The 26,168-nt window shown below is 48.4% G+C and carries 20 protein-coding genes; 9 read left to right on the forward strand and 11 right to left on the reverse strand.

Translation table 11 applies throughout. The features are described 5' to 3' along the window. Positions 1-74 precede the first annotated feature (74 nt). Positions 75-1,592, reverse strand: a complete 1,518-nt coding sequence (locus tag H4O21_RS16845) for an aldehyde dehydrogenase (protein WP_182810048.1) — start codon at positions 1,590-1,592, stop codon at positions 75-77. A 2-nt stretch (positions 1,593-1,594) separates the two neighbouring features. Continuing rightward, entirely contained in the window at positions 1,595-2,575 is a 981-nt protein-coding gene (locus H4O21_RS16850) for a dihydrodipicolinate synthase family protein (RefSeq protein ID WP_182810049.1), read from the reverse strand. A gap of 378 nt (positions 2,576-2,953) precedes the next feature. On the opposite strand from H4O21_RS16850, the gene H4O21_RS16855 reads away from it, so the two are divergent. Continuing rightward, positions 2,954-3,937, forward strand: a complete 984-nt coding sequence (locus tag H4O21_RS16855) for a LysR family transcriptional regulator (protein WP_182810050.1) — start codon at positions 2,954-2,956, stop codon at positions 3,935-3,937. Between the two features lie 191 nt (positions 3,938-4,128). On the opposite strand, the gene H4O21_RS27820 is transcribed toward H4O21_RS16855, so the two are convergent. Both H4O21_RS27820 and H4O21_RS16865 read right to left on the reverse strand, forming a co-directional pair. Further along, entirely contained in the window at positions 4,129-4,599 is a 471-nt protein-coding gene (locus H4O21_RS27820) for a VF530 family protein (RefSeq protein ID WP_182810051.1), read from the reverse strand. A 51-nt stretch (positions 4,600-4,650) separates the two neighbouring features. Next, positions 4,651-6,375, reverse strand: a complete 1,725-nt coding sequence (locus tag H4O21_RS16865; protein WP_255487346.1) for a bifunctional serine/threonine-protein phosphatase/kinase — start codon at positions 6,373-6,375, stop codon at positions 4,651-4,653. A 330-nt stretch (positions 6,376-6,705) separates the two neighbouring features. Here H4O21_RS16865 and ppa point away from each other — a divergent pair, with 330 nt between their 5' ends. The 3 genes from ppa to H4O21_RS16880 all read left to right on the forward strand — a co-directional run bounded on the left by ppa (position 6,706) and on the right by H4O21_RS16880 (position 11,083). After that, entirely contained in the window at positions 6,706-7,239 is a 534-nt protein-coding gene (ppa, locus tag H4O21_RS16870) for an inorganic diphosphatase (RefSeq protein ID WP_182810052.1), read from the forward strand. Between the two features lie 262 nt (positions 7,240-7,501). Next, entirely contained in the window at positions 7,502-9,553 is a 2,052-nt protein-coding gene (locus H4O21_RS16875) for a TonB-dependent siderophore receptor (protein WP_182810053.1), read from the forward strand. Positions 9,554-9,952: 399 nt separating this feature from the next. Further along, positions 9,953-11,083 carry a Na/Pi symporter gene (locus H4O21_RS16880; RefSeq protein WP_182810054.1) on the forward strand — a complete coding sequence of 377 codons (1,131 nt, stop codon included), beginning with the start codon at positions 9,953-9,955 and terminating at the stop codon, positions 11,081-11,083. 244 nt (positions 11,084-11,327) lie between these two features. Here the strand turns inward: H4O21_RS16880 and H4O21_RS16885 are convergent, their stop codons facing one another. Then, on the reverse strand, positions 11,328-13,172 hold the full coding sequence (locus H4O21_RS16885) for a methyl-accepting chemotaxis protein (RefSeq protein WP_182810055.1): 1,845 nt from the start codon (positions 13,170-13,172) through the stop codon (positions 11,328-11,330). Between the two features lie 493 nt (positions 13,173-13,665). Here H4O21_RS16885 and H4O21_RS16890 point away from each other — a divergent pair, with 493 nt between their 5' ends. The 3 genes from H4O21_RS16890 (at position 13,666) to H4O21_RS16900 (ending at position 15,779) form a co-directional block, all read left to right on the forward strand. After that, complete coding sequence (locus H4O21_RS16890) at positions 13,666-15,198, forward strand: FAD-binding domain-containing protein (RefSeq protein ID WP_368737562.1); 1,533 nt, start codon at positions 13,666-13,668, stop codon at positions 15,196-15,198. Positions 15,199-15,292: 94 nt separating this feature from the next. Then, entirely contained in the window at positions 15,293-15,478 is a 186-nt protein-coding gene (locus H4O21_RS16895) for a DUF2256 domain-containing protein (protein ID WP_182810056.1), read from the forward strand. Positions 15,479-15,500: 22 nt separating this feature from the next. After that, positions 15,501-15,779: a TIGR03643 family protein gene (locus H4O21_RS16900; RefSeq protein WP_182810057.1), complete on the forward strand. Its 279-nt coding sequence runs from the start codon at positions 15,501-15,503 to the stop codon at positions 15,777-15,779. Positions 15,780-15,937: 158 nt separating this feature from the next. Here the strand turns inward: H4O21_RS16900 and H4O21_RS16905 are convergent, their stop codons facing one another. Next, on the reverse strand, positions 15,938-16,945 hold the full coding sequence (locus H4O21_RS16905; protein WP_182810058.1) for an NADP-dependent oxidoreductase: 1,008 nt from the start codon (positions 16,943-16,945) through the stop codon (positions 15,938-15,940). A 168-nt stretch (positions 16,946-17,113) separates the two neighbouring features. Between H4O21_RS16905 and H4O21_RS16910 the strand changes: the two genes are divergently transcribed. Further along, positions 17,114-18,022: a LysR family transcriptional regulator gene (locus tag H4O21_RS16910; protein ID WP_182810059.1), complete on the forward strand. Its 909-nt coding sequence runs from the start codon at positions 17,114-17,116 to the stop codon at positions 18,020-18,022. Between the two features lie 362 nt (positions 18,023-18,384). Here H4O21_RS16910 and H4O21_RS16915 read toward each other — a convergent pair whose 3' ends face one another. The 4 genes from H4O21_RS16915 to H4O21_RS16930 form a co-directional block, all read right to left on the reverse strand. Beyond that, positions 18,385-19,041 carry a cupin domain-containing protein gene (locus H4O21_RS16915; protein ID WP_368737563.1) on the reverse strand — a complete coding sequence of 219 codons (657 nt, stop codon included), beginning with the start codon at positions 19,039-19,041 and terminating at the stop codon, positions 18,385-18,387. A 316-nt stretch (positions 19,042-19,357) separates the two neighbouring features. Next, positions 19,358-20,020 (reverse strand): LuxR C-terminal-related transcriptional regulator, encoded by a 663-nt coding sequence (locus H4O21_RS16920; RefSeq protein WP_182810060.1) that lies wholly within the window; start codon positions 20,018-20,020, stop codon positions 19,358-19,360. A 141-nt stretch (positions 20,021-20,161) separates the two neighbouring features. After that, positions 20,162-22,108 carry an acetate--CoA ligase gene (gene acs, locus H4O21_RS16925; protein ID WP_182810061.1) on the reverse strand — a complete coding sequence of 649 codons (1,947 nt, stop codon included), beginning with the start codon at positions 22,106-22,108 and terminating at the stop codon, positions 20,162-20,164. A 317-nt stretch (positions 22,109-22,425) separates the two neighbouring features. After that, entirely contained in the window at positions 22,426-23,013 is a 588-nt protein-coding gene (locus H4O21_RS16930) for a SprT family zinc-dependent metalloprotease (RefSeq protein ID WP_220495706.1), read from the reverse strand. Between the two features lie 332 nt (positions 23,014-23,345). Here H4O21_RS16930 and H4O21_RS16935 point away from each other — a divergent pair, with 332 nt between their 5' ends. Continuing rightward, on the forward strand, positions 23,346-24,047 hold the full coding sequence (locus H4O21_RS16935) for a YecA/YgfB family protein (protein WP_182810062.1): 702 nt from the start codon (positions 23,346-23,348) through the stop codon (positions 24,045-24,047). Positions 24,048-24,172: 125 nt separating this feature from the next. Here the strand turns inward: H4O21_RS16935 and H4O21_RS16940 are convergent, their stop codons facing one another. Next, positions 24,173-26,047, reverse strand: a complete 1,875-nt coding sequence (locus H4O21_RS16940) for an ABC transporter ATP-binding protein (protein ID WP_255487347.1) — start codon at positions 26,045-26,047, stop codon at positions 24,173-24,175. Positions 26,048-26,168: the final 121 nt, after the last annotated feature.

Consider the following 26,168-nt stretch of genomic DNA (forward strand, 5'->3'; position numbering starts at 1 on the left):
AAGACCACCGGAAAGAGCCGAGAGCCGTGTAACTCAGCTCTTTCCAGCGGTCAAAAAGTTTCAGAGATAATCTACTAATCGATACTGCCATCTACAGCATCATCGCTAAGATCAACCCAGATTGTTTTCAACTCTGTATATTGGTCATGAGCATGAATTGAGTTGTCCCTGCCGCCGAAGCCTGACTGCTTATAACCACCAAATGGCGTGGTGATATCACCCTCACCAAAGCAGTTAACAGTGACCGTGCCTGCTTGTATCGCTTGCGCGGCCCGCAGTGCTTTCTTCGAGTTGGCGGTAAACACTGAGGCGGCCAATCCGTACTCGGTATCATTGGCAACTTGAATCGCCTCTTCATAGCTGGCTACAGTAATAACCGACAGGATAGGGCCAAAGATCTCTTCGCGCGCCAGCTTGTCTTTATTACTCACGCCATCAAAAATCGTCGGCTGGATAAAGACACCGTCCATCGTCTCGCCTCCGAGCACCAATGGGTGTCCGGCTTCTTTACCGGCATCCAGATAGCTGGCAACCTTAGCAAAGTGACCAGAGTCAATCATGGCGCCCAGTTGGTTGGATGGGTCCAGAGGATTACCGGTTTTCCAGCTGCGGGCATGAACTTTGATACGCTCCATCAACGCATCTTTGATGCCTTCCTGGACTATCAGGCGAGAGCCAGCCGAGCAGTTTTCACCCATATTCCAGAACGCGGCGGCACACACTTGCTCAGCCACTTTATCCAGGTCTTCTGCATCATCCAGTACGATACAGGGGTTTTTACCACCCAGCTCCAGCACAACTTTTTTCAGATTGGAGTCAGCAGCGTAGCGCAGGAAACGACGGCCCGTATCTGTAGAGCCGGTAAAGGTCACCATATCAACGTCCATGTGACAGCCCAGAGGCTCGCCGACCTCACGGCCACTGCCGGTAACCATATTCAGTATGCCTTTTGGCAGACCGGCCTGAGCCGCCAGTTCAGCAATTTTCAAAGCTGTCAGCGTCGTTTGTGCGGCGGGTTTGATCACCATAGAACAGCCAGCAGCTAAAGCTGGGGCAATTTTCCATGCCAGCATCAACAGAGGGAAATTCCAGGGCAGGACAGCACCTACGACACCAATAGGCTCACGTACAATCATGGAAATCGCGTCTGGGCCAACCGGTGCAGTCTGGTCGTAGATTTTGTCGATGCTTTCCGCATGCCAGGTCAGAGTGTGAACAAACTCCGGAATATCAATATTGACACAGTCTACAATCGGCTTACCGGAGTCCAGGCTTTCCAGTACAGCCAGTTCATCGCTGTTCTCTTCAATCAGGCGACATAGCTTCAGCAGTGTGGCTTTACGCTCACCTGGATGCAGACGGCTCCAGCGACCATCATCAAATGCTTCCCGTGCTTTTTGTACGGCAAAGTCAACGTCATCTTTATTGCACGCCGCAATATTAGCCAGTACTTCACCTGTGGCCGGGTTAGTGGTTTCAAATGTATTGCCGGTTACCGATGGACGAAAACTACCATCAATAAAGCTCATGGATGGTGGTGTCAGTGCTGCAGCAATGGCCTGGTATTCTTCAAGAGTTAACATATTTGACATCACTATTCTCCCGCCTCAACAACAAGCTTTTCGGCTTGTTCAATTCCACTGTTTAAACTGTCTGCCAACACACCACTGTTATCTTCAGCCAGAATGCTGGCGATGGTGATTTTCAGGTTTTTAACAACCTGAGCCATCGCGATTTTTTCTTCTTTATTCAAACCACGCAGAGGCTTACGCACTTCTCCTGCGTAGCGACCATCCAGTGTCACGCCATATTTAACGCTCTGAATAAATTTGCCGCCCTGCTCCAGCACGCGCATTAAAGGCATCATAGCGGACATAATTCGACGACCTTTACTGAAGTCGTTTGCCTGTACACAGGCCTGATACAGTGCAATGTGTTCTTTGGGCAGGAAGTTAGAACCGGCACAAACCCAGCTTTTAGCACCCCAGGCGAAGAACTCCAGCGCCTGATCATCCATACCACAGGAGACCTGAATATGAGGGTAATCCCTGGCCAGCATGTGCAAGCGGTTAATATCACCAGAGCTTTCTTTAATACCGCAGAAATTGGCTGAACTACCCACCCGGTCCAGGAACTCTTCTTCCATGTTGACGCCCATACGATCCGGGTAGTTGTACAGCATGATAGGCATGTTGGCGGCACGATCGATTGTCAGGGCGTGCAGCGCCAATTCCCGCTGGGTAGGCAGAGAATAAGGCGGTGTCGCAACCAGAAGCACATCGGCTTCGTGCTTAGCACCATCTTCAGCCAGCTTGATAGACGCATCCGGGTCAATAGAGCCGGTACCAAAAATGATCTGTAGCTGATCACCACAAATCTGACGGGCAATCTTAAGCAGCTCTACACGCTCTTCATGGCTTTCCACATAGTATTCACCTGTGGTTCCGCCAATCATCAGACCGTGTACTCCGGATTCCAACAGGAATGTTACATGTGCTGCATAGGCATCAAAGTCAATGGAGTAATCTTCCCGGAAAGGTGTAATGACCGGGGTATATATTCCTTCGAAATGCATTCGAATCACCTTCGTTATCATTGTTTTAAATCGGAGTAAGGGCTTCTTGAAGCTGTATCCGAGCTTAACTAAATGTTAACGAGGCTAATATGATCCACAATCAACCTTTTTTTAATGCAAAGAATAACGTCAGGTTATCATCATCAGTTTAAAAATTAATAAATGCTTTGTCTGATCTCAGTTGCCCGGGCAATCCAGTAAGTTTTGCGTACACGCCATACTCACAGTTTATTTATAAAATATCTGAATAACCTTTTCCTTTGCGATAAGACTTATCGTAGGAGATATTGATTTTGTTGTTTAACTATCTTGACAGTAGGGCCTGCTATAGGCACGGTATATACTTTTACTCACTTTTTGATTGAATGCCTGACTGTTATGGTAAAAAATGCTGAACCAGATCAAATTCTTGTAAAAATGCCCTCTTTAAGAGCAGTAAAGTCTTTTGTCGCTGCAGCCAAGTATCAAAATTTTACCCGTGCAGCTGAAGCTCTATGTGTATCTCAGGCAGCCATAAGTCGTCAGATTCGTGAACTGGAAGCTTCTCTGGGCGTTAAGTTGTTTAAGCGTGCTGGTCGGGCTGTCGAATTGACTGAAGTCGGTTCTATCTTTTACGATGCGGTATACCTCTCTTTTGTCAATATTGCTCAGGCAGCCCAACGCATTGAAAACAGTCGAAAGATAAAACAAGAGTTGACTATTTGCTGTTCTCCGGCCTTTTCTGCTTTCTGGCTTTCAATCCGTTTACCCGTTTTTTTTGCATCCAATCCGGAAATAGATATCAATATTGTGACGACTAACAACTTTCTGAATATAGAAAAAGGTGTACATCCTGACGTCTTCATTAATAAAGCCTGTGATCCCAGGGATGGATATCACTCTATTCCGTTATTTTATGATCTGGTTTTTCCGGTGTGTTCTCCCTTGTTTCTCGAGCAGCACCCGGATATTAAAAGCCTGGAAGGACTGCAAAAATCTACACTACTAAACCTGAGCCCTTATGGACGCTCTCAGATTGCTGAACATGTCGATTGGGGCGTTTGGTTCAATAGCCAGGGTATCGATTTGAATATGTCTGCTGACTATAAACGACATACTTTTAGCACTAACGACTATAACATGTTGATTCAGATGGCCCTGAATCATCAGGGGGTGAGTCTTGGCTGGCATCAGTTGGTAGCTCCAATGATTGAACAAGGTCAGCTTGTCAGGGTAGGAGATATGGCGGTTCAATACAAAGAAAAGTTACACTATCTAACCTACTCTGAAAGTAATAAAAATAATAAAGCACTTGATACATTTAAAAGCTGGTTTTTTCAGAATATTGTACAGGAGCCAACATCTGTTCTTAATATTGAATAGGTAGCATATAGCAATACCAGATTGATTTTAATCAGCTGTAAATGCATGCCTGCTTTTGCTCTCACAATCCGGGATGATTGAAAGGTCTTTTATCCGGCAACCACCTGAGCATTACAGCGAAAACCAGGAACAAAATAGTCGTATATTCAAAGAGCTATCAATGATAGCTCTTATACAAGCCAGAGTAGTTATTAGTCATCCTGTTTGTTGTGGCCGCCAGGACGGGCATTCTGCCAGGGGTTTGCCCTACTTCCCTGACTATCTCCCTGGGTTGATCTCTTTTTAGTCGGCAGTGATAAAGATTTCCGAGGCTGGTTATTCCTGCTTTTACGAGGTTCTGAATGGCGCTCTCTGCTCTGTTCCGCATCCAGTGCACGAGGTGTCTTCGTGGCTCGTTTATTAGATGAAAAACCTTTCATTCTCAGGTAGAGGCTCTCAACTTTCTGGCGTGCCCATGGGGTTTTTCGCAGAAATTTAAGGCTGGATTTAACGCTGGGATTACTTTTAAAACAGTTGACCGGCACCTGTTCGGCCAGCTCTCGCCAGCCAAGCTCTTCTACCAGTTCATTCAGAATCTGCTCCAGTTTGACGCCATGAAGAGGGTCAGAGCGTCCGTCTGATCGGTTGGTTGTGTCAGAAGGTTTTTGGGTCGATTCAGTCATAATTAAGCAAATTCCAGAAATATCCAGTACTGGTGGTTGATGCTCTGAATATCAGTGCATCAGGCTGGCCAGTAGTAAAAGCAGCAGGATACCGGATAACCCCTTCCAGAAAAACAACGGGTTTCGTTCTGCCAGTGGCATATTGCCTTCTTTAATATAGTGTGGATTTGGCTTTTTCAGGTCATAGACAAACTCAGACAACCGGCGATATCTGAGCTCGGGGTTAGGTTGTAACGCTCTGCGCAGCGCTCCATCCAGCCAGACAGGAATCATAGGGTTGTACTGGAAACTGGGCATATACTCCAGTCTGGAGAAATCGGCACGGCTATGCAATAACTCCATCTGTCCGGCATAAGGTTTTTGTCCGGTCAGCATCCAGTAGGCAATTGCAGCCAGGGAGAACTGGTCAGCTGCTGGTCCGGGGTCTCTATTCAGACGATACTCAGGTGCGGTATAGCTATGGAAGCCTGCAGCTCGGGCAATGGCCAGAGGCTCTGGCAGATCATCCATGCCTGGTACCGCACAGGAGGCAAAGTCGATCAGCTTAATCATACCCTGCTGATCAACCATAATATTATCCGGGTGCAGCCCCTGACATAAAATGTCGCGACGATGCAGTGCTCTTACGGCTTTTACCATCTGTTCTATCAGATCTGTCTGACGACGCAGTTCGGCATGGGGGTTCTGAGCAATCCACTCGGATAGGGTACGGCCATCAACATATTCCCGCAGATAGTACAAATAATTCCGGGGACGGGAGGCATCAACAATTTTGGCGACATAGGGGGAGTTAACCCGCTCAACAACCCATTGCTGCATACTGAACTGGCGTAAAAAGTCTTTGCGTCCGGCCAGTTGTGGTGACGGTGCTTTGAGTACCATTTCACGCTCAGTACGCTTGTCCTGAACCCGATAAATGCAGCTCATGTTGCTTTTACTCAGTACTTCCAGTATGCGGTAGCCGTCCAGTTCTTCGCCTTCATTCAGGTCAGGCGGTACTGGCAGTGCACCAAAAGCATCACCCAGAGTTTCTCCTGATTCTTCTGGCAACATATCGATGCGCACCAGTTGAAAGCTGAAGTGAGTACTGCTGTATCCTCGGGCGCTGGCTTTCTGTACGGCACTTTGCAGTATCTGATCACAGGCCATATTAAGATCGGACGCATGCTGTCGTATCAGTTGAACGTAATCTGAGGTGACCAGAGTGCCTTTTGCAGCCTGAGTGGTAAATAACAGAATATCGCCCTGATTAACTGAGAATTGCAGATAATCGATATCTACACTGGGGTCCAGTCCAAGGGCTCTGGATGGATAGCGATAACCTCCCATAAAATTCGTATGTTCTCGATTCAACTGCTCAAACTCACCACCTCTCAGGCGATATACCAGGGTGTCGCCCATATGAAACAGATGTCCCTGACGGCCCCTCAGTACGATGCTGCTGAATGAGCTGATATAGTTACCGTTAGCGACACTTTTACCCTGACTGAATAACCAGCCATTCAATGCGCTCAGTACTTTGGTGGCTGATGTTTTGACATCCCAGTTATCCGGTGTGGCGTAATAATCTGCCAGAAAACCACGAACACAGGTCTCAGCCGCTTGCTTGGCAATCACATTTCTCCAGGTGGAGTCTGCAACCACTGCCGCGATGCCTTTTGCCGCTAGTGCTGAACCGTCAGGTACTCGCACTGACATAGTGGAACGCACCGAACTTTTATCCGGTGCAATGAAAGATTGTCCGTAACTGATTTTCAGCTGACTGTCTCTGGTCATGCTACGCTTCACCCGAATCTGCACCAATGCAGTGCAGTTAAATCGCTTATGTCACTCTGGCTTACCTGAATTCGGGCAGTAAAAAGAGCCATTCTGTCCGGTCAGTCAGATAAGGTTCGTATTATGCAACAGCCGTATGACTGCTGCACTGACTTATATACCATCCATGTCATTTTTTTCCCGCTGGTTCTTTAGTAGGAATCTGTAACACCCCGGATGGAATTAAGTTCAGTCTGCCGATATAATCCCAGGCCAGTTTAAGATGGACAGATGCATTTTTTGTTCCTGTCCGACTAACAATCATTCAATATCAATTCTGGGGTCAGAACGATGGACTTTGATAAAATTCCTGCAGGCAAAGACGCACCACACGACATCTATGTAGCGATCGAAATTCCTGCAAACAGCTCTCCGATCAAATATGAGATCGAAAAAGAGTTCAGTGCAATCATGGTTGACCGTTTTATGGCAACCCCTATGTTCTACCCTGCAAACTACGGTTTCATCCCGAACACGCTGTCTGAAGATGGTGACCCACTGGACGTTCTGGTGATCACTCCTTACCCGGTTCTGCCTGGTTCTGTGATCCGCTGCCGTCCGGTTGGCGTTCTGAACATGACTGACGAAGCAGGTCCTGACGCTAAGCTGGTTGCTGTACCGCACGACAAACTGACCACTGTTTATAAAGAAATTCAGGATGTAGATGACATCCCTGAGCTGCTGCGCCAGCAGATCACTCACTTCTTCGAGAACTACAAAGATCTGGAAGATGGCAAGTGGGTTAAAGTGGATGGCTGGGCTAATGCAGAAGCTGCTCGCGATGCAATTGTTAAGTCTATCGAAGCATTCGAAGCAGATAAGTAATTCTGCTTTGATTGCCTGATCCGGAGCTTTATCCGGGTTGAAAAGAACCGCAGCTCAGTCTGCGGTTTTTTTATGTCTGGTGGTTACTACTGCCTTCTGCACTTTTTATCTATCGGTCTGTATTCAAAGCGACTGATTATTCTATAAGGTCATTTCCTGATGCGTCATTCAGAGACGTCTGGTTTTCTTTGTTTTATCCTGATGGTAGAATCTACATGATAATCATTATTATTAAAAATAAAGCTTTCAGGAGTCCCTCTGAATGTTCCGCTATTCCTATCTTGCGTTTAGTATCACTGCAGCCCTGACTGCAAGTCTGCAGGTTCAGGCTAACGACACCACTCCGGTGGAAGGAGAAACCATTACTGTGACCGGCAGTGGTTCAGGATTGACATTATCCCCGCTGGGCGACATTTCAAATGTCAGTAAAAATGGCGTTAATGTCGAAGAGCTGCCTTATTCTGTCTCTGTTGTTAGTCAGGATTTTATTCAGGAAACCGGTGCTAAGAATATCCAGGATGCTTTGCTGTATTCTGCCGGTGTTTATGCCGGTGCATTTGGTATTGATACCCGAGTGGACTCTCACACCATTCGCGGCGTTGATCCGGTGAAATATCTGGATGGTTTGCGCGCTGATTATGGGTATTACAATAATGTGCGGCCGAGTACTTATGCTCTGGAACAGATTGAAGTATTAAAAGGTCCATCATCGGTATTGTATGGACAGGGCTCTGTGGGCGGTATCGTTAATTCGGTCACCAAACGGCCTGAAGAGACTGAAAAAGGTGAAATCTGGGCGCAAGTGGGCTCATTTGATCGTAAGCAGCTGGCTGCAGACTGGACCGGGCCTCTGGATAAAGAGGGTAAGGTGCTGTTCCGGGTTATCGGCCTGAAGCGGGACAGTGATACCCAGGTGGATCATGTTGAAGATAACGAAGTCCTGTTCAGTCCCTCTCTGACCTGGCGTGCCAGTGATGCAACTGATGTTACTCTGATGTACAACTATCAGAAACGTGATGGCGGTATTACTGCTCAGTTTTTGCCATCGCAGGGTACCATCTGGCCCGGGCCTCTGGGACAGCTGAAGCCATCAACTTTTGTAGGTGAGCCAGGTTGGGACAAATATGATCGTGAGCAGTCAGCACTGACGGCAGAGCTGAATCATAAATTTAATGAACGCTGGAGCCTGTCCGGTGTGGCTCGTTACGTTGATGCTGAGACCAGTACCAGGGAACACTGGGCAAATATTGGCTATGCACCGGATGCTGAAGGCTATATCGGTCGCACGCAGTATGTGGTTGATAAAAGTACGGAAGGTCTGAATACCGATATTCGCCTGAACGGTGATATCTCGCTGGGTACAACCCGTCATCGTCTGACTTTCGGTTTTGATAGTCAGGATATTGAGATTGATGAGTGGGATCTGGCCAGACAGGCCGGTACCGGAATCAATGCTTATAATCCGGTGTATGGCAGTGTGGCACCCATTGCCGGGACCATAGATCCACCATCGGTCACGACGGAACAGCTGGGTTTTTACATCAGCGACCATATCAACTGGAATGATTTTGTACTGTCTGCAGCACTGCGCAGAGACACCGTCAAGACCATTACCGAAGGTACGGGTAGTGTCAAAGCCAGTGAAACAACCAAATTGCTGGGCCTGATGTACCAGTTTGATAACGGAGTATCACCTTATATCAGTTACTCCGAATCCTTTGAGGCGAATACCGGTAGTGATGGTATGGGGGGGACGCTGGAGCCAACAGAAGGTGAGCAGGTTGAAACCGGTATTAAATACCTGTCTGCAGATAAATCCACCACAATCACTCTGGCGCACTTCGACATAGAACAGAAGAATCGGGTAACTAATGGCTCGACACCAGGTGGGTTACAGCAGGTCGGTGCTCGTATTAAAGGCTGGGAGCTGGAAGCATCTAAGAGCTGGAACAGTCTGAGTGTGAAGTTCAATCATGCCGATATTGATGCTGAAGATGGCAATGGTGGTCGTCTGCCTTATGTTGCTGAGCGTCAGAGCAGTGTCTGGGGTAGCTATCTGTTCAATAGTAATTGGCGTGCTGGTCTTGGTGTCCGTCGTACTGGTTCAACAACAGGCTGGGGTGGAGCTCCTGTTATTGATGGTGTGACCCTGGTTGATGCTATGGTGGGCTATCGTACAGGTAACTGGGACTTCACTGCAGATATCAAAAATGTGACAGATAAAACGTACATCTCCTGGTGCCGCTCTGAAGGTACCGACTGTGGTTATGGTGAGAAGCTGAATGCGACTCTGAATGCTCGTTATAAGTTCTGATCTGTATAAACCGCCTGACTCTGATACAGGATCAGGCGGTTTTTCTTTACTTACTGATTATCTAATCGCAGTTAATACCGCCAGGGGAACCTCACCTACGCACCTGAGATTTGGCTTTGGGGCCTTCAGTGAAGTGGAAATTACAAGATAAATAAGCCGTTAGCACAGGTTCTGAATGAGCTTTGACTGATATTTTGCTGTGCTTTTATTTGCATCTGATGCTTCTTATTCTTTGTCGTTGTAACCGTCACGAAATATTTCCACCAGGTTTCCGATATGTTTCACTGCTGTAATATTTGAGTAATAAAACTGTCAGATAATGCCTGCCACTAAACTTCAAAACCCGGATTTCACACCGATCTCCGCTTTATATTTTCAGGTTTGTGTCAGGACTTATCGATGAACACAGCAACATCTACCACGCAACAGAACATTATCCGCTGGGTGGGTATTACCTCCCTGATTTATCTGCTTCTGGTCGCCGTTGGCATGATTGGCACCGGTTTCAAATGGGCGACAGCCGGTCACGCAAAAGAGCTGTTTGAGTTTGCTTCAAACCCGTTTGTTGGTCTGATGATTGGTACGGTAGCGACGGCACTGATTCAATCTTCCAGTACCGTAACCTCAATTATTGTAGGGCTGGTCGCCGGTGGTCTTCCGGTTGAAGCGGCAATTCCTATGATTATGGGAGCTAACATCGGCACCACAATCACCAATACGATTGTCAGCCTGGGCCATATTCGTAACCGGGATGAATTCCGTCTCGCGTTCGCGGCGGCAACGGTGCATGACTTCTTTAATCTGATGGCGGTTATCATCTTTCTGCCACTGGAACTGATGTTTGGCATGCTGGAAAAAGCCAGTGCTTACCTGGCGGCTCTTCTGGTTGGCGGTGAGTCTCTGAGCATGAAGAGCATGAACTTTATCAAGCCTTTGATTAAACCTGTGACTGGCGCAGCTAAAGACCTGTTCTCTGTACTACCCGAACCCACCAGCGGCATGGCGATGATTGTTCTGGGTATCGCTCTGATTATCTTCTCTGTTGCTTATGTGGGCAAACTGCTGAAGAAAGCTCTGGTAGGTCGTGCAAAAGAGATGTTGCATGGTGCTATCGGCCGTGGTCCGGTAACCGGTATTGCGTCTGGAAGTATCGTAACGGTATTGGTGCAGTCTTCTTCTACAACGACCAGCCTGATGGTACCTCTGGTTGGTACAGGTGTTCTGAAACTGAAAGATATCTATCCATTTACGCTGGGTGCAAACATTGGTACCTGTATTACTGCTCTGCTGGCTGCAACAGCCGTGAGCGGAGATATGGCGATCTTTGCTCTGCAGATTGCTTTGGTGCATCTGAGTTATAACGTCCTGGCAGTGATTACTATCTTCAGCATTCCCTTCCTGCGTAACCTGCCGCTGATCCTGGCTGAGAAGCTGGCGGCACTGGCTGCAGTGAAGCGTCGTATCGCATTCGGGTATGTGTCTGCCGTATTCTTCTTCCTGCCGGGCTCGCTGATTTTTGTCACTGCCTGATTAACAGCACATCCCTTATAGTCTTAAAAGCCGCGCTCCTGTAGCGGCTTTTTTGTCTTCTCAATCTGCTTTGTTCTTCATCAGGCATGATGCCATTGATATGCAGGCAGCTAATGCGCAGCAACAGGCCCGGAGTACGGCACAGTTCCAGGTGTAGGTTATGTCTGTAAAATCACTGGGGCTTCGTTATACTCCCCAGTGATCTGAAGTAAGAAAAGATTAGTCTGAATATATTATGATGTCATCAGACATGGAATGCTGAAGTGGTCTGCAAGAGTTGTTCAGCCTGCTGGACAACATTACCTGAGAACTGATCAATTTCTTTATTCTTATCTGAAGCTTTTGATATATTGGTCAGCACTGTATCCATGCTGACAGCAATGGATTGTGCCGTTGCTGATATCTGCTCAATACTGACAGACTGTTGTTGATTGCGATCACTGACATCACTGAACAAACGCCGGATCTGCTGCATCTCCTGAATGGCTCCTGCGCCTTGCTGCTTACCCTGATCGACCTGACTGATTCCCTGGTCCATAGATTGCTGGATACCGTTCAGCTGTTTCTGCATGCGGGTAATAATTTCATCGATTCGTGCGGTCGCTGAGGAGGTTTCTTCAGATAGTGAACGGACCTCGTCTGCTACAACAGAAAAGCCCCGACCGGCTTCTCCTGCACGGGCGGCTTCGATAGCAGCATTCAGCGCCAGAAGATTGGTCTGCTCTGCCAGGCCATTAATAATATCGGTCACGCCATCAATCTGTCTGGAGGACTCATTCAGCCCCTTAATCTGCTGATGAAGATCACCAAACAGATCGGATGTTTGTTCAAGAGCCCCTAACGCCTCTGTGATGACTGCACCGCCATGTTCTGTGGCTTGCTGTGCACTGTTTGATAACCGGTTGGTTTCTTCAGATGCGGCGGCCATTTCAGTAACCGTCTGGCTGATCTCTCTGATAGCAGAGGCGACGGTTCCGGTTTCCTGCTCGGTACGTTCGCCATCAGCTACCATCGTATCCAGCGTGTGGCTAAGCTGGGAGGACATCTGCTGCAGGTGTTCGCTGCTCTGGCGGGTATTGACCAGAATATCGCCAAGGCTATCTGCCAGATGATTCACGGCTGCACCCAATTCATCAAACTCATCCGGGTGCTCTTCTTTTACCGCGATGCGCACTGCCAGATTACCTGATGCGATATCTTCCAGTGAGTGCAGTGTACCGGTCAGAGAGCGGGTTGCCCGTTGCCAGACCAGTAACAGCAGAATGCAGGCAGAAATCGCAATGATCGCTCCGGCGACTAATAAGGTGTTGCGGGTGCGCTGGCTGGCTTTCTCGGATTCATTGCGGGCCAGTGCATACTCTTGTAGCACTGATGCCTGCGTGTCTTCTACCAGGCGGTTCAGTTTGATCAGATGAACATCGGCTTGTTGTTCCGCCGTGCGCTGCTCGGATGACAGCTGAATCAGCGCGCTGACCGCTGTTTTAATGGTGGCCAGTCTGTCTGCAAAGGCTTCTTCAAAACCAAATTCTTCCAGCTTGGCGACCAGTTGTTTGATAGCCGCATCGTATGCGATAAAGCTCTCGTCGGAACGATATTCGATAATCGACAGCACAGAGTCTTCCAGCATGCTGAAATTCTCTTTCATAAAAGAGAACATCTTAGACTCGAAATCAGCCAGTGCAGCAATAGCCTGACCGCGTTGCCCCTGCTGATTATCGACGCCGATGGTCTGGGCGGCTTGCAGGGCACGTTGTCTGGCGGCTACCCACTGGGTCAGCATCTCCTCAAACTGAGCACTGTCTGTCATGCCTTCTGCACGCAGGGTGGCCAGGGCGGTTTTCTGCTCATCCAGCAAGCTTTTCAGTTGTTCTTCAGCAGCAGCACCTTTCAGGCGCGATGCGGCGGAAACTTCAGCCTTCAAATGACCAAGTACAATACCTCTTTGTCCCAGTACACTTTCATCTTTAGCGGCAAGACTTTGTTCTTCCAGTGAGGATACTGACAGGTAGACCATAAAGGTAAAGCCCAGGGATATCAGCAAGACAACCAGAAGCAGGTTGTGTTTAAAGTTCAATCGAAACAATGACATAGATGGTTTCTCTCTTTTATAGTTGTGCTTTTTTCTTATAGGTCGAGCATATTTGATACAGGGTTCGGGCAGGCTTTATTGTCTGCGATAGGGTAACAGAGTGGTTAAAGCGATCTGCTTGATGACTGAGGTGAATAAGTTTACCGAACACCGTCAGGCAGTCCGTGCAATAGATAAGAGTCTGATTCCGACTATCGTCTAATCATTCCTTATGATTGTCTCATTCTTCCATAGATCAGGGGCAGGAATGAAGTACCAGAACCCATGATCTGGCAGAAGATTCGTTATTAAATTGTAACGGTTGCATAAGAGAGGGCCATCGCCCGGATGTTTGGCCATACAGATTTTACTGCTAAACATGCTGATTCAGTTGCACTTGCTTATTCAGATGTTGCCGACGGGTACCCTTCCAGCAGAAATACGATCCACAGTGAACTGGAATGGCTTTGTTTGCGTAATACCCGAAAGCTTTTTATGTGACAGGATAAACACCGTGGTGCTACCAGCCATGATCTCATCGGATGTGTCTTACTCCACCCCCGGAGGCGTTTGCCTGGTCTGGCTTAAGCGGGATTTACGCTTATCAGATCATGAACCTTTATTACGGGCATCGCAGTCCGGTTTCCCCGTACTTTTGCTGTATATTGTTGAACCGGTACTGCTGTCCGATCCGCATTATGATCTCAGACACTGGCGTTTTATTCGACAGTCTGTTCAGACGATACAGCAGCGAATACCAAAGAGCAGTTTGCTGGTATTGCATGGGCATGCGGCAGAGGTATTATCAGCCGTCCGGTCCGCGCTGGCCGAGCAGGGCCGGTGGATTGAAGGTTTATTCAGTCATGAAGAAACCGGACTGTTCTGCACATTTCAGCGAGATTTGCAGGTCAGGCTCTGGTGTGATCAGCATCATATTCCCTGGCTGGAATCGCAATCCGGTGCGGTGATTCGGGCTTTATCTTCTCGAGAGCGCTGGGACCGTGACTGGCAAAAGGTGATGAAAGCACCTCTGGCAACTCCGGGACCTGATCAGATTCTATGGTTTAATGGCGCTTCCATTCAATGTGCCGCTTCTGTTATTCCCCATTGTTTTTGCTGGCCATTAAGCTGGATGGATAACCCGGCAGCCTTTCAAACCGGCGGTGAGCAACAGGCACTAAAGGTATTGCACAGCTTTTTTGATGATCGGGGTCGTTATTATCACAAGCAGTTATCCAGCCCTTTACTCAGCCAGGATGCCTGTTCACGTTTATCACCTTATCTGGCATGGGGATGTGTCAGTTTGCGTCAGTGCTATCAGCTCTTGTTGCAGCACTGGTCAGAGCCGGGCTGGAGACGTGCGTTAAGTGCTTTGTCATCCCGTTTGCACTGGCATTGTCACTTTATCCAGAAATTTGAAAGTGAATGTCGAATGGAAACGGAGCATATCAATCGTGGCTATCAGGCTTTTCCATTTGATGAGTCTGTTGATTCGACACAAAAACTACGGGCCTGGCAACAAGGAAAAACCGGGTACCCTATGGTGGATGCCTGTATGAAAGCGTTAGAGCAGACCGGATACATTAATTTTCGGATGCGTGCCATGCTGGTGAGCTTTTTATGTCATCACTTGCTGATTGACTGGAGACGAGGTGTTCATCATCTGGCGCGTTATTTTCTGGATTTTGAACCGGGTATTCATTACGCCCAGTTTCAGATGCAGGCCGGTGTAACCGGAATTAACACTCTGCGTATCTATAACCCGGTTAAACAATCTTTTGATCAGGATGCTGATGGCACTTTTATTCGTCAATGGTTACCTGCACTAAGAGATTTGCCGGATGAGCTGGTTCATCAACCCTGGCAAATGACACCTATGGAGCAACAGATGTTTTCCTGCTATATCGGCCGGGATTATTCCGAACCTGTGGTCGATATCACAGCAACCGGGAAAACAGCACGCACTCTGTTGTGGCAATGGCGTAACAGGCCTGATGTTAAAGTAGAAAGTCAGAGAATTCTGCAACGTCATGTCAGAGTGAGATAGTAATCTGCCAGCCCGTGCAAACCGTATAAATCAGGTTTATATTCGGCCTCAGGATATAAGAGGCCAGGGTTCATCAGATACAGGTTGTTCCGGTATGAAAAAAGAACATCTGCCCGTCAAAGTTTGCCAGGTTTGCCAGCGCCCGTTCAGCTGGCGCAAAAAATGGGAGAAAAACTGGGATCAGGTGCTGTATTGCTCGAAGCGATGCCGTGGCTCAAAACACAGAGTTCTCCGTGATGACGAGCCAGTTTTATCTGGTTGTATTCAGTCAATGAAGTGATTGCCTGCAGGAGAAAAGAACTATGTCCCGTAAACCTGATTATGGTTTTACCGACAGTGATTTATCCCGGATTATTGAGATGGCCTGGGAAGACCGAACCCCTTTTGAAGCAATCGCTTCCGGCTGGTCGTTGTCAGAACCCGAAGTGATTACCCTGATGAGGCAATCATTGAAACCGGCATCTTTCCGTTTATGGCGCAAAAGAGTATCAGGCCGAAAAAGTAAGCATCTGCAGTTGCGCCATCCGGGTATTGAGCGGGGCTATTGCTCCAGTCAGTATAAGCTGCGCTCTCGAAAATAACGCCAGGTTTTTCAGGCATACCGAAAGATGTCAGGGTGGTACCTGACATCTTAAATGCGGGAAAATAGATCAGATTTCTCTGAGATCTGATCCTCAGAGGGATCTGAGTCACAAAACAGATCTGGCTTCAGATTATGGATGCTGTGGTCTGATGTTGTTTACAGCTTAACAATCAGTTTGCCGGTGTTGTCACCGCTGTACAGCATATTTACACCTGCTTTAGCCGCTTCCAGACCATCCAGAACATGGACCCGGTTCTGAATTTTGCCCTGTTCCAGGTAATGCATAACGCCATTGGCCAGTTCCGCTGAGCGATGGAAGTGATCGGTGATCACAAAGCCTTCAATCGTCGCCCGGCGCTTAATCAGATTAATCCAGCTGGGTGCTGGTGACGCTTCTGCCTGGTGGTAATCGGCTATCAGACCGCATACTGCAACTTTGCCGTGTGGATTAATGCGTTCTATCACTGTGTGCTGTGCTTCACCGCCGGTATTTTCAAAGAACAGATCAATACCGTCCGGGCTGGCAGCGGTCAGTGCTTCAGAAACATTGTCCGTTTTGTAATTGATCACTGTATCTGCACCCAGATCTTCTTTCAGCCACCGCACTTTATCTTCACTTCCGGCCAGGGCAATTACTTTCAGGCCATCGGCAACAGCCATCTGGACCACAACGGAACCTACCGCTCCGGCTGCACCGGTCACTACGATGGTTTGTTGCGATTTCTGCTGGCGCTGTTTTGCCTGCAGAATATCGTGATAACCCAGATAGGCCGTTAAACCAGGCATCCCCAGAGTCGACAGAGCCAGTTCTGCATTAACCTGCGCCGGTACAACAGACAATTCACCTTCTCCAGCGACGATCTGTTCAGTCCAGCCGGTCATACCTGTCACCTGAGTACCCACCGGGTAATCTGGATTCAGGGATTCTGTGACGACACCAAAACCCAGCGAACGCATAATTTCTCCGGGTTGTACCGGTGGAATATAGCTGCTCGGATCGGGGCTGACCCAGCCTCGCATGGCTGGGTCCAGTGACAGGTGGCTGACCTGAACCCGGTACTCACCATCCTGCAGTGCTTTGCTTTCAAATCGGCGCGTTTCAAAGGTGGACTCATCAATCAGGGCTTCAGGGTATTGTTTCAGCACAATGGCGTTGTAGCTCATGGAATCTGGCTCCGTAATATCAGTGATTGTGCAGTATCTTACCTCTGCGTTATTTGCTGATTAAGCAGGTAATATGGGAATCAGTTTTGCTAGAATTGCAAAAAATGAGAGTGCAGCGATGTCAGTAATACAACAAGCTCGAAACGTTTTAACTCAGCAGAGGTCAGAGTGGATCAGCTAAAAGCCATTGAGTATTTTATTGCCGTGGCAGACAATGGCAGTTTCAGCAAAGCAGCCAGTAAGCTGGGGGTGCCGGTGTCCAGTGTCTCCCGCCAGGTCTCGGCGCTGGAAAGCATGCTGAAAGCTGAGCTGCTGTTCCGCTCTACCCGGCAGATCCGGTTGACCGAAGCCGGGCAATTATATCTGTCCCATTGTCAGGATATCAGTGAACGTCTGTCTCATGCCCAGGCACTGGTAAACAGTTATCAGAGTGAACCCAGTGGTACTCTGACGATCAGTGCAATGCCTTCATTTGGTGAACGTATTCTGGTACCAATGATTGAGACTTTCCAGCAGCACTATCCACAGGTGCTGGTGGATGCTGAATTTTCTGACGAGGTGCAGGATCTGACCCTGAAAGGGATTGATCTTTGTTTTCGTGGAGGGCCTTTGCCGGATAAACGTCTGGTGGCCCATAAGGTGATGGAAAACCAGTTTTATCTTTGTGCCAGCCCTTCATACATTGAGCGTTATGGTTGTCCGCAGACACCGGAAGAGCTGGAACAGCATAAGGCGATTTACTACCGGGGGCCGAATGGCAGAATTCCCTGGTGGGTGGCGGATCATCTGGGGCATCGACAGTGCCGACCGGAGACTGTACTGGTGACCAACTCATCAGGCCTGCTGATCAACAATATCCTGACTGGTCGGGGATTATGTCTGTTGCCTGGCTGGGCCTTGAAACCTTATCTGCAGGATGGGCGGCTGGTCAGAATCGATATGGCTAACCCTCCCAGAATCAGTCTGGAAGCATCTATTGGTATTTATCTGCTATATCAGCAGACTCGCTATCAGATTCCTAAAGTACGCTATGCTGTAGACTTCTTCCGGCAGCAATTAGCGCAGATGGATGGATAAAACTCAGTCGCTAATCAGACGGTATCTTCTGAAGTATCTATGGGGATAACGTCACTGTTGTAGCAGTTGCCCGATTTGTTCACTCAACAGCTCAACCACTTTCGGGGCTTTGCCCTGAAAAGAGTGGGTCGTATAGACAGGCACTTCGGGTAATTGATAACCGGGTAATACGTCTGTCAGTAGTCCTTGTTGCTGACTCTGTCGGAAAATAAAGTCAGGCAGAATGCCTGTTCCGGCTCTGTCAGATACTGACGGTGGGTGGTACGTTTCAGCAAGACTACGCCCAGTTTCTGCTCTTGTATATGTCCATAATGTGAAGCCAGAAGTACAATCAGATGTGTATTAATCGGGCGAAAACCTGGTTATTCCACTGGCAGATGTCCGGTTTTTACCCAGATAATTGTCTCTTCTTCAGTCCTGGGGGAGTGCTGGCTCATATGAGGACTGCGCAGCCAGCAACCTGCTGGATATGTGCCGTGTTCATCCTGAAAAGTACCGGATAGTACCAGTATCTCTTCTCCGCCAAAGTGACGATGTGGCTGGAATATCTCTCCGGCTGGCCATTTCACCAGAGCAACATGCTCATGCTCAAATTCATGCAGGGGCATCACTTGCAGACCGCCAATGCCCGGTAACCAGTCGGTATTCCGGGTATTGATCCGTACTGGTTTCAGATCATTCGGACTGAACTGATTCAGCTTAACCAGAATAGTGCAGCCTTCTTTACTAAAAGGAGCATGCTGGCTTCCCGGAGGATTCCTGATGTAGCTACCCGCCGGGAAATCACCGGTTTCATCTGAAAAAACACCTTCCAGTACCAGGATTTCTTCGCCTGCCGGGTGAGGATGAGATTGAAATCGGGAACCTGGCTCATATTTTACAATACTGGTGGTGTGTCCGGATTCTTTCGCTTCTCGTTCCAGTGGTTTGCGCCAGACTCCCAGAGCTGGGCTGCTCAGCCATTCCTGTTGTCCGGTATTGATTACCAGGCGTTCTGAAAAACTCATATTAAGCATCATCGTCTTACCTTAAGTAGAACCAGACTTTCTGCGCGCGGGGCTGATGTATCAATCTTATACTGCAATTCTCCCTGGTTTGCACTATTCACGAAGTCGAACAGATGGATGATAACAAATCGCTTTTGCCAGGTTTGTTGAGGGGCAATACCGACAAAAGGGCGGTCTTGAAAGGATGATCTGGTGACTGAGTTCACAAGGAACCGGGTTATGCAACGAACCCGGATAAATCGATGCTTCTCAGGAATATGAATAAAAAACGCCGGCAGTGTGCTGGCGTTTTTTTATGGTGATGCAGCCCGTCAAAAGAAACGCGTCATTATTCTGCTAATTTAGGTGCATCGATTTCCAGCTGTTTGGCTGCAATCACTGCCTGAGTACGACTATGCACACCCAGTTTACGTAGAATAGCGGTCACATGGGCTTTAATGGTGGCTTCGGAAACATTCAGCTCATAAGCGATCTGTTTATTGAGCAGGCCTTCTGTCAGCATATTCAGCACCCGGAACTGCTGAGGTGTCAGTGTTGACAATGCTTCCGCAAAGCGAGCCTGTTCCTCACTGATTTCACTCAGGGTATCTGAAATTTCAGGTGGCAGCCAGACTTCGCCATTCAGTACTTCTTCAATGGCTGAGGCAATGGTTTCCTGCGATGATGATTTAGGAATAAAGCCGGAAGAACCAAAGTCAATTGCACGTTGAATAACCAGAGGCTCTTCGGTGCCAGATACAACAATGACAGGAATGGCCGGGCATTGACCCCGTAAAAATACCAGACCTGAAAAACCATGAGCGCCGGGCATGTGCAGATCCAGCAGGATCAGGTCAGCGTCAGGGTGATCACTGGACGCCGTCTGCACTCCCTCCATAGAGTCGGCTTCAACAATTTCAGCTTCAGGGACAGCCAGTTTTACTGCCTGCTGTAAAGCTGCGCGGAACAACGGATGATCGTCTGCAATGATGATCTTCTGGGCTAGTGCCATTAATCTCCTCCAACTCCCTGCCAGTATTATAATTTTATTTGCTCTGACATGAATCATACCCTATTGCAGACATCTTTGCCTGCAAAAAAAAACTCCTGCAGCCTGTGGGGCTGCAGGAGTTTTTAAGGGGTAAAGCTTGTATTAACGATTCAGACGATCATCAATCAGGTTATCCACTACACCCGGATCTGCCAGAGTAGATGTATCACCCAAACCATCACATTCGTTAGCTGCAATCTTACGCAGAATACGACGCATGATCTTACCAGAACGGGTCTTCGGCAGGCCTGGCGCAAACTGAATCAGATCAGGTGTTGCAATCGGACCGATCTCTTTACGAACCCACTTAACCAGATCTTTACGCAGATCATCGTCAGCCTCAATGCCATCATTCAAAGTGATGTAGATGTAGATACCCTGACCTTTAATATCATGTGGGTAGCCTACTACAGCGGCTTCAGCAACGTCCTTATGAGCGACCATAGCGCTTTCGATTTCTGCTGTACCCATACGGTGACCGGATACATTGATCACGTCATCAACACGACCGGTAATCCAGTAGTAACCGTCTTCGTCACGGCGGGCACCATCACCTGTGAAGTATGTGCCAGGATAAGTGCTGAAATAAGTCTGGATAAAGCGCTCATGGTCACCCCAGATTGAACGGGCCTGACCAGGCCAGCTGTCCAGCAGTACCAGACCACCTTCTACTGCGCCTTCCAGCTCAACACCCTGAGCATCAACCAGCGCTGGCTGTACACCAAAAAATGGCAAAGTGGCAGAACCTGGTTTCAGATCTGTTGCACCTGGCAGAGGCGTAATCAGAATGCCGCCAGTTTCAGTTTGCCACCAGGTATCAACAATCGGACACTCACCGTTACCAATCTTTTCGTGATACCAGGTCCAGGCTTCAGGGTTGATTGGCTCACCTACAGAACCCAGCAGACGCAGGCTGGTACGTTTGGTATCACCCATAACATCGTCACCCTGGGCCATCAGGGCACGTACTGCCGTCGGTGCGGTGTACAGGATGTTTACGTTGTGCTTATCAACCACATCACCGAAACGGCTGTGAGATGGGTAAGAAGGTACACCTTCAAACATCAGAGTCGTTGCACCGTTTGCCAGTGGACCGTAAACGATGTAACTGTGACCGGTAATCCAGCCTACGTCAGCAGTACACCAGTAAACGTCACCTTCCTGGTAGTCGAAAACGTACTGGTGCGTCATGGATGCGTAAACCATATAACCACCAGTAGTGTGCTTCAGACCTTTTGGAGCACCAGTCGAACCTGAAGTGTACAGAATGAACAGAGGATCTTCTGCGCTCATTGGCTCTGGCGGGCACTCTTCTGCCGCTGCCTCATAAATGTCGTGGTACCACACATCACGGTGTTCGTGCCAGGCGATATCGCCGCCAGTGCACTGTACAACAACTACTTTTTCTACTGTCTTAACATCAGGGTTGGTCAGTGCTTCATCAACATTTTCTTTCAGAGGCACTGCTTTACCCCCGCGACGGCCCTGATCTGATGTAATTACGATGCGGGAGTCAGAGTTCACGATACGACCTGCGATCGCATCAGGAGAGAAACCACCGAATACTACGGAGTGAACCGCACCAATACGGGCACAGGCCAGCATAGCAACAGCCGCTTCAGGAATCATTGGCATGTAGATGGTGACTACATCACCTTTACGTACACCCTGACCTTTCAGTGCGTTAGCGAATTTACAAACACGGGTATACAGATCACGGTAGGTGATTTTCTCATCCTGTTCAGGATTGTCACCCTCCCAGATGATAGCAACCTGATCACCACGGGTTTCCAGGTGACGATCCAGACAGTTGGCACTGGCGTTCAGGGTGCCATCTTCGAACCATTTGATGTCAACATTATGCGTATCAAAGCTGACATTCTTTACTGTGCTGAACGGCTTAATCCAGTCGATACGCTGGGCATGCTCACCCCAGAAACCGTCAGGGTCTTTCACAGATTGCTCGTACATGGCCTGATATTTATCTTTATTGATCAGCGCATGTTCAGCGAATGCTGCAGGAACCGGATACACTTGTTGTTCGCTCATTGATATCTTGCCTCTGTGCCTTGGAGGAATTAACTCCGGGCGTTTTATTTTTATGATGCGGAGTTGTTTAAAAATAACCCCACCCGGAAAACATAATTTGTGCACAAAGTTATACTGGTCGAAAGGCAGGGAAAACATTAGACCTTGGTAGCAGTAAATTATTCTTTATAATCAATAGCTTACAAATGCATTGCAATAATGTGACCATTCGGACATTTTTTGTTTTCATCTTTCGCCAGTGCAAAAAAAGTAAAATACGACCTTTGGGTCATATTATGACCTTGCTCAAAAAAAGCGTCATTAAGCGTTGTCTGGCATCACTTTTTGACTGTTTCTGGCTCTCTGTAGGCATAAAACGACAGTATCTGGCGACAGTCCCGGCATATGTAGTCTGTTCCTTTGATAATCCGGTTATGGCGTCTGATGGTGAGCGGATGAATTCGCTCAGGACAACCGCAGCGATACAGATAGTTCTGGCGTGCGCTGGACGATACATCAAAACGATGAGTGGTCCGGGCCGGAACCTCAAGCACCGTTTCCATTAGCCAGCGCCACTCTTTGCCATGAGGCTTTATCCGTCGGCCAAACTCCCGGTAAGCAATCAGATGAGCCAGTTCGTGGGGAACGACCTCCTGCAAAAAGGCCTGACGATTATCCTGGAACAACTGCAGATTAAAGCGCATCTTCCATTTTTCCAGCCATGCCTGCCCGGCACAGCGTCCTTTTAGTGATAAATCCAGTTCAGGGATCGGATAGCTTTTCTGCATATGTTGCCCGGCTTTAGCCAGCCAGAACAGGGTGGCCTGTTTCAGCAGGTAATCTGCCTGTGCCAGCGATAGTGGCGAGTTGTCGTCATAATCACTCAGGGCATCCTGAAGAGAAAACAGATTCAGATTAGCGTTCAATAGCAGACTCCGGAGAAGATGCCCCTAAAACCAGGGCGGGTACATCAGTCTTGTCTATTGTACACAATATTGTCTGACAACCTGTGCTGGCTAACAGTATCTCTCCATCTGTGGCAGGCTTAAATCGTCACAGATACTATTGATGACAGGTGTAACTTGTAGCCGGTAAAGCGCGTAACAGGTAAAAGCCGGAGTCTGTCCGTTCTGCTACGCAATAGTGTAAAAGGCTGCTGTTCCCGGATCGGGTCAGGTACAATAAACAATCTGAACTGAGCCTGAGTGCTGAAGGTCTTTATCCGTTTTACCTGAGCTATTTCTGTTTCAGGGTATGAATGAGGTCATTAATGAAAGAAGAGTCTATTCCGGTTTCCGTCATTTCCGATGAAACCCTTGATGAACTGTATGATTTTCTGGAATCAGAGCAGACAGATCCAGAGGCTCTGGATGTTATCGGCCTGCACGGATTTATGGTCGCTCTGGCAGTGAGTCCTGAGCCGGTGCCTGTGGGTGAGTGGTTGCCTGTTGTCTTCAATGGTATGCCGGAATTCAACGATGAATACTCCGAGCAGAAGGTGATTGGCTGGCTGGAAACCCTGCAGGATAATGCCAGAACGGTACTGTATCGCGGGCAGACTATTGAGTTACCTTTTGAAGCAGAGCTGGAACTGGATGAGGCTTTGGATGACAGTGAAATCAGTGCCTGGAGTGCCGGTTTTACTGAAGCGATGATGCTGCGCGAGGAAGCCTGGTTTGCGCAGAATGAGCAGGAAGTTGCCGAACTGTTGTTACCCTTCATGGCCATTTCCTGCCTGTTCCCGGATGAAGACCTGGATGATATGGTTTCTGATCTGGAAACAACTAATCGCCTGATCAGTCAGCTGCCAGAACTACTGGTCGATCTGTATCTGCTGTTCCATGCTCCGGTGGAAAAGCCGTCTCCTTTTAAAAAAACAGGTGGACATCCGGGCAAAGGCAATAATAAAAGTAGTAATAAAAAGGGCAATAATCGCCGGGGTGGACAACGTCGTCGCTGATTCAGCGAGTTGACTGATCTTTGGATTTTTTATTGTCGGTTTGCTGATCCCGCCGCGGAAAGCACGCGGCGGAACACAGGATTTGCGTTAGCTTTTTGCTCTTGTTGCTGGTGGAATATCTGGCTTTAATGGGTCTGGTGATCGCCATAGAGTTTATGGTACAGCCCTTTCTGTTCCAGCAGCTCGTTATGGCTGCCCTGTTCCATAATATGTCCATCGTCAAACACGTAAACTCTGTCAGCCTGTTTTACGGCACTGAGTCTGTGTGCGATGATCAGTGTGGTACGTCCATTCAGGAACGTTTCCAGAGCAGTGTGTAAACGGGCCTCTGTTTCGGTATCCAGTGCTGAGGTTGCTTCGTCCAGAATCACCACTTGCGGATCACTGAGAACCATACGGGCGATAGCCAGTCGCTGTCTCTGTCCGCCGGATAGTCTTAACCCTTTCTGGCCGACCAGGGTTTCCAGTTGTTCGTCCAGTTCCTGCACAAACTCTTTCAGTTGGGCAATCTCCAGTGCCTGCCAGAGCGCCTGATCATCAAACTTCAGTCCCAGGGTCAGATTATCCCGGATGGTGCCATTAAACAGGGCCGGGTGCTGCAGTACAGTGGCGACGGATTCTCGTACCTGCTGTAAACCTATTTCTTCAATCGGGACACCGTTAAAACTGATCTGTCCCTGACTGGCCGGATAAAGGCCCAGAATGGCCTGAACCATAGTAGACTTGCCGCCGCCGCTGGCACCTACCAGAGCAACTTTTTCACCCGGTTGAATATTCAGGCTGACGCCTTTAAGTACCGGTTCATTATGACCATAACTCAGATGCAGATCATGAATGTCGATACTGGTAGTGGTCTGATCTTTAAAGGGATTTTTCTGACAGGGATAAACCACTTCCTGTTCCAGCTGTACCAGCTGATTCAGTCGGGATATGGCTGCTTTAGCACCAAACCAGGCATATTGAATACCCAGCACCTCCTGCACCGGGCCCATCATAAACCACAGATAGCCAAACACCGCCAGCATCTCTCCGACACTCAGGTCAGAAAACAGGACCATCAGCATGGCCAGAGCGCGGAACAGGTCAAAACCAAACAGGAAAACCATAAAGCTTAACCGGCTGGTGGCATCACTTTTCCACTCAAAGCTGGCTGAATGGCTTTTTACCGCATCAGCCTTATTGATCAGGCGCTGAATATAGTGGTCTTCCCGGTTGCTGGTTCTGAGCTGCTGGATGACATCCAGCGTTTCGCTCAGTGCCAGCTGAAACGCTTCAAAGGCCGAGTTCTGAGTCTTTTTCAGTTGTTTAACATGTTTACCCAGACGCATGGTAATCCAGACAACCACCGGGTTCAGCAGCAGGATAAACAGCGCCATCTGCCAGTGCATCCATAACAGAACAACCGCAGCGCCGATCAGCGACAGAGTGGCAACAATAAAGCGGCTGACAGAGCTGCTGATAAAGCGGTCAATAGTGTCAACGTCTGTCACCAGATAGGAAGCGACGGCACCACTGCCCAGCGTTTCATACTCAGCCATAGAGATACGCTGCAGGTGACGTAGCAAACGCTGTCGCAGCATAAAAACGATATCTTTAGAGATCAGAGTGAATTGCCGGGTCTGCCAGACATTCAGTACCAGTGCGGTCAGGCGCATGATGACGGTGGCTATCAGTACAACCAGAATATAGAGCACAGGGCCGTGCCAGTGTTCTGGCGTCAAGCTGCCAATCCAGCGAGTGATGGCACCAGGCTGATTCAGCAGAACTTCATCTACCAGTAACGGAATCAGCAGAGGCAGAGGTACACTGACCAGGGTGGCTATAATGGCCACAACATTAGCCAGTATCAGTTCTTTCTTATAGCCGCGTATCACCTGCCATAAACCGGCAGGTGTAATCGTATCCGTGATACTGAGTTCTTCTGCTGAGTCTGCTCGGGCAGACGAAGACAATGCACACTCCTGCCCTGATTGCTTGCCGGGTATAGCCTGATATTTCAAAGAAGTACTCCTGTACTGATGTCTGACAGACCATCCTGATAACCGATTCTGCATAGTCTGCATAGGTAATTAATAGTCTGCACAGGCAGTTAATAACATTAATAGTCTGAATCGGTGGTTG

The sequence above is a fragment of the Oceanospirillum sediminis genome (assembly GCF_014164585.1).
Taxonomy (GTDB): domain Bacteria; phylum Pseudomonadota; class Gammaproteobacteria; order Pseudomonadales; family Halomonadaceae; genus Oceanospirillum; species Oceanospirillum sediminis.

Coding starts and splice junctions, on each gene's coding strand:
- H4O21_RS16845 (WP_182810048.1), bottom strand. CDS start 1,592: ATGTCAAATATGTTAACTCTTGAAGAATACCAGGCCATTGCTGCAGCA.
- H4O21_RS16850 (WP_182810049.1), bottom strand. CDS start 2,575: ATGCATTTCGAAGGAATATATACCCCGGTCATTACACCTTTCCGGGAA.
- H4O21_RS16855 (WP_182810050.1), top strand. CDS start 2,954: ATGGTAAAAAATGCTGAACCAGATCAAATTCTTGTAAAAATGCCCTCT.
- H4O21_RS27820 (WP_182810051.1), bottom strand. CDS start 4,599: ATGACTGAATCGACCCAAAAACCTTCTGACACAACCAACCGATCAGAC.
- H4O21_RS16865 (WP_255487346.1), bottom strand. CDS start 6,375: ATGACCAGAGACAGTCAGCTGAAAATCAGTTACGGACAATCTTTCATT.
- ppa (WP_182810052.1), top strand. CDS start 6,706: ATGGACTTTGATAAAATTCCTGCAGGCAAAGACGCACCACACGACATC.
- H4O21_RS16875 (WP_182810053.1), top strand. CDS start 7,502: ATGTTCCGCTATTCCTATCTTGCGTTTAGTATCACTGCAGCCCTGACT.
- H4O21_RS16880 (WP_182810054.1), top strand. CDS start 9,953: ATGAACACAGCAACATCTACCACGCAACAGAACATTATCCGCTGGGTG.
- H4O21_RS16885 (WP_182810055.1), bottom strand. CDS start 13,172: ATGTCATTGTTTCGATTGAACTTTAAACACAACCTGCTTCTGGTTGTC.
- H4O21_RS16895 (WP_182810056.1), top strand. CDS start 15,293: ATGAAAAAAGAACATCTGCCCGTCAAAGTTTGCCAGGTTTGCCAGCGC.
- H4O21_RS16900 (WP_182810057.1), top strand. CDS start 15,501: ATGTCCCGTAAACCTGATTATGGTTTTACCGACAGTGATTTATCCCGG.
- H4O21_RS16905 (WP_182810058.1), bottom strand. CDS start 16,945: ATGAGCTACAACGCCATTGTGCTGAAACAATACCCTGAAGCCCTGATT.
- H4O21_RS16915 (WP_368737563.1), bottom strand. CDS start 19,041: ATGATGCTTAATATGAGTTTTTCAGAACGCCTGGTAATCAATACCGGA.
- H4O21_RS16920 (WP_182810060.1), bottom strand. CDS start 20,020: ATGGCACTAGCCCAGAAGATCATCATTGCAGACGATCATCCGTTGTTC.
- acs (WP_182810061.1), bottom strand. CDS start 22,108: ATGAGCGAACAACAAGTGTATCCGGTTCCTGCAGCATTCGCTGAACAT.
- H4O21_RS16935 (WP_182810062.1), top strand. CDS start 23,346: ATGAGGTCATTAATGAAAGAAGAGTCTATTCCGGTTTCCGTCATTTCC.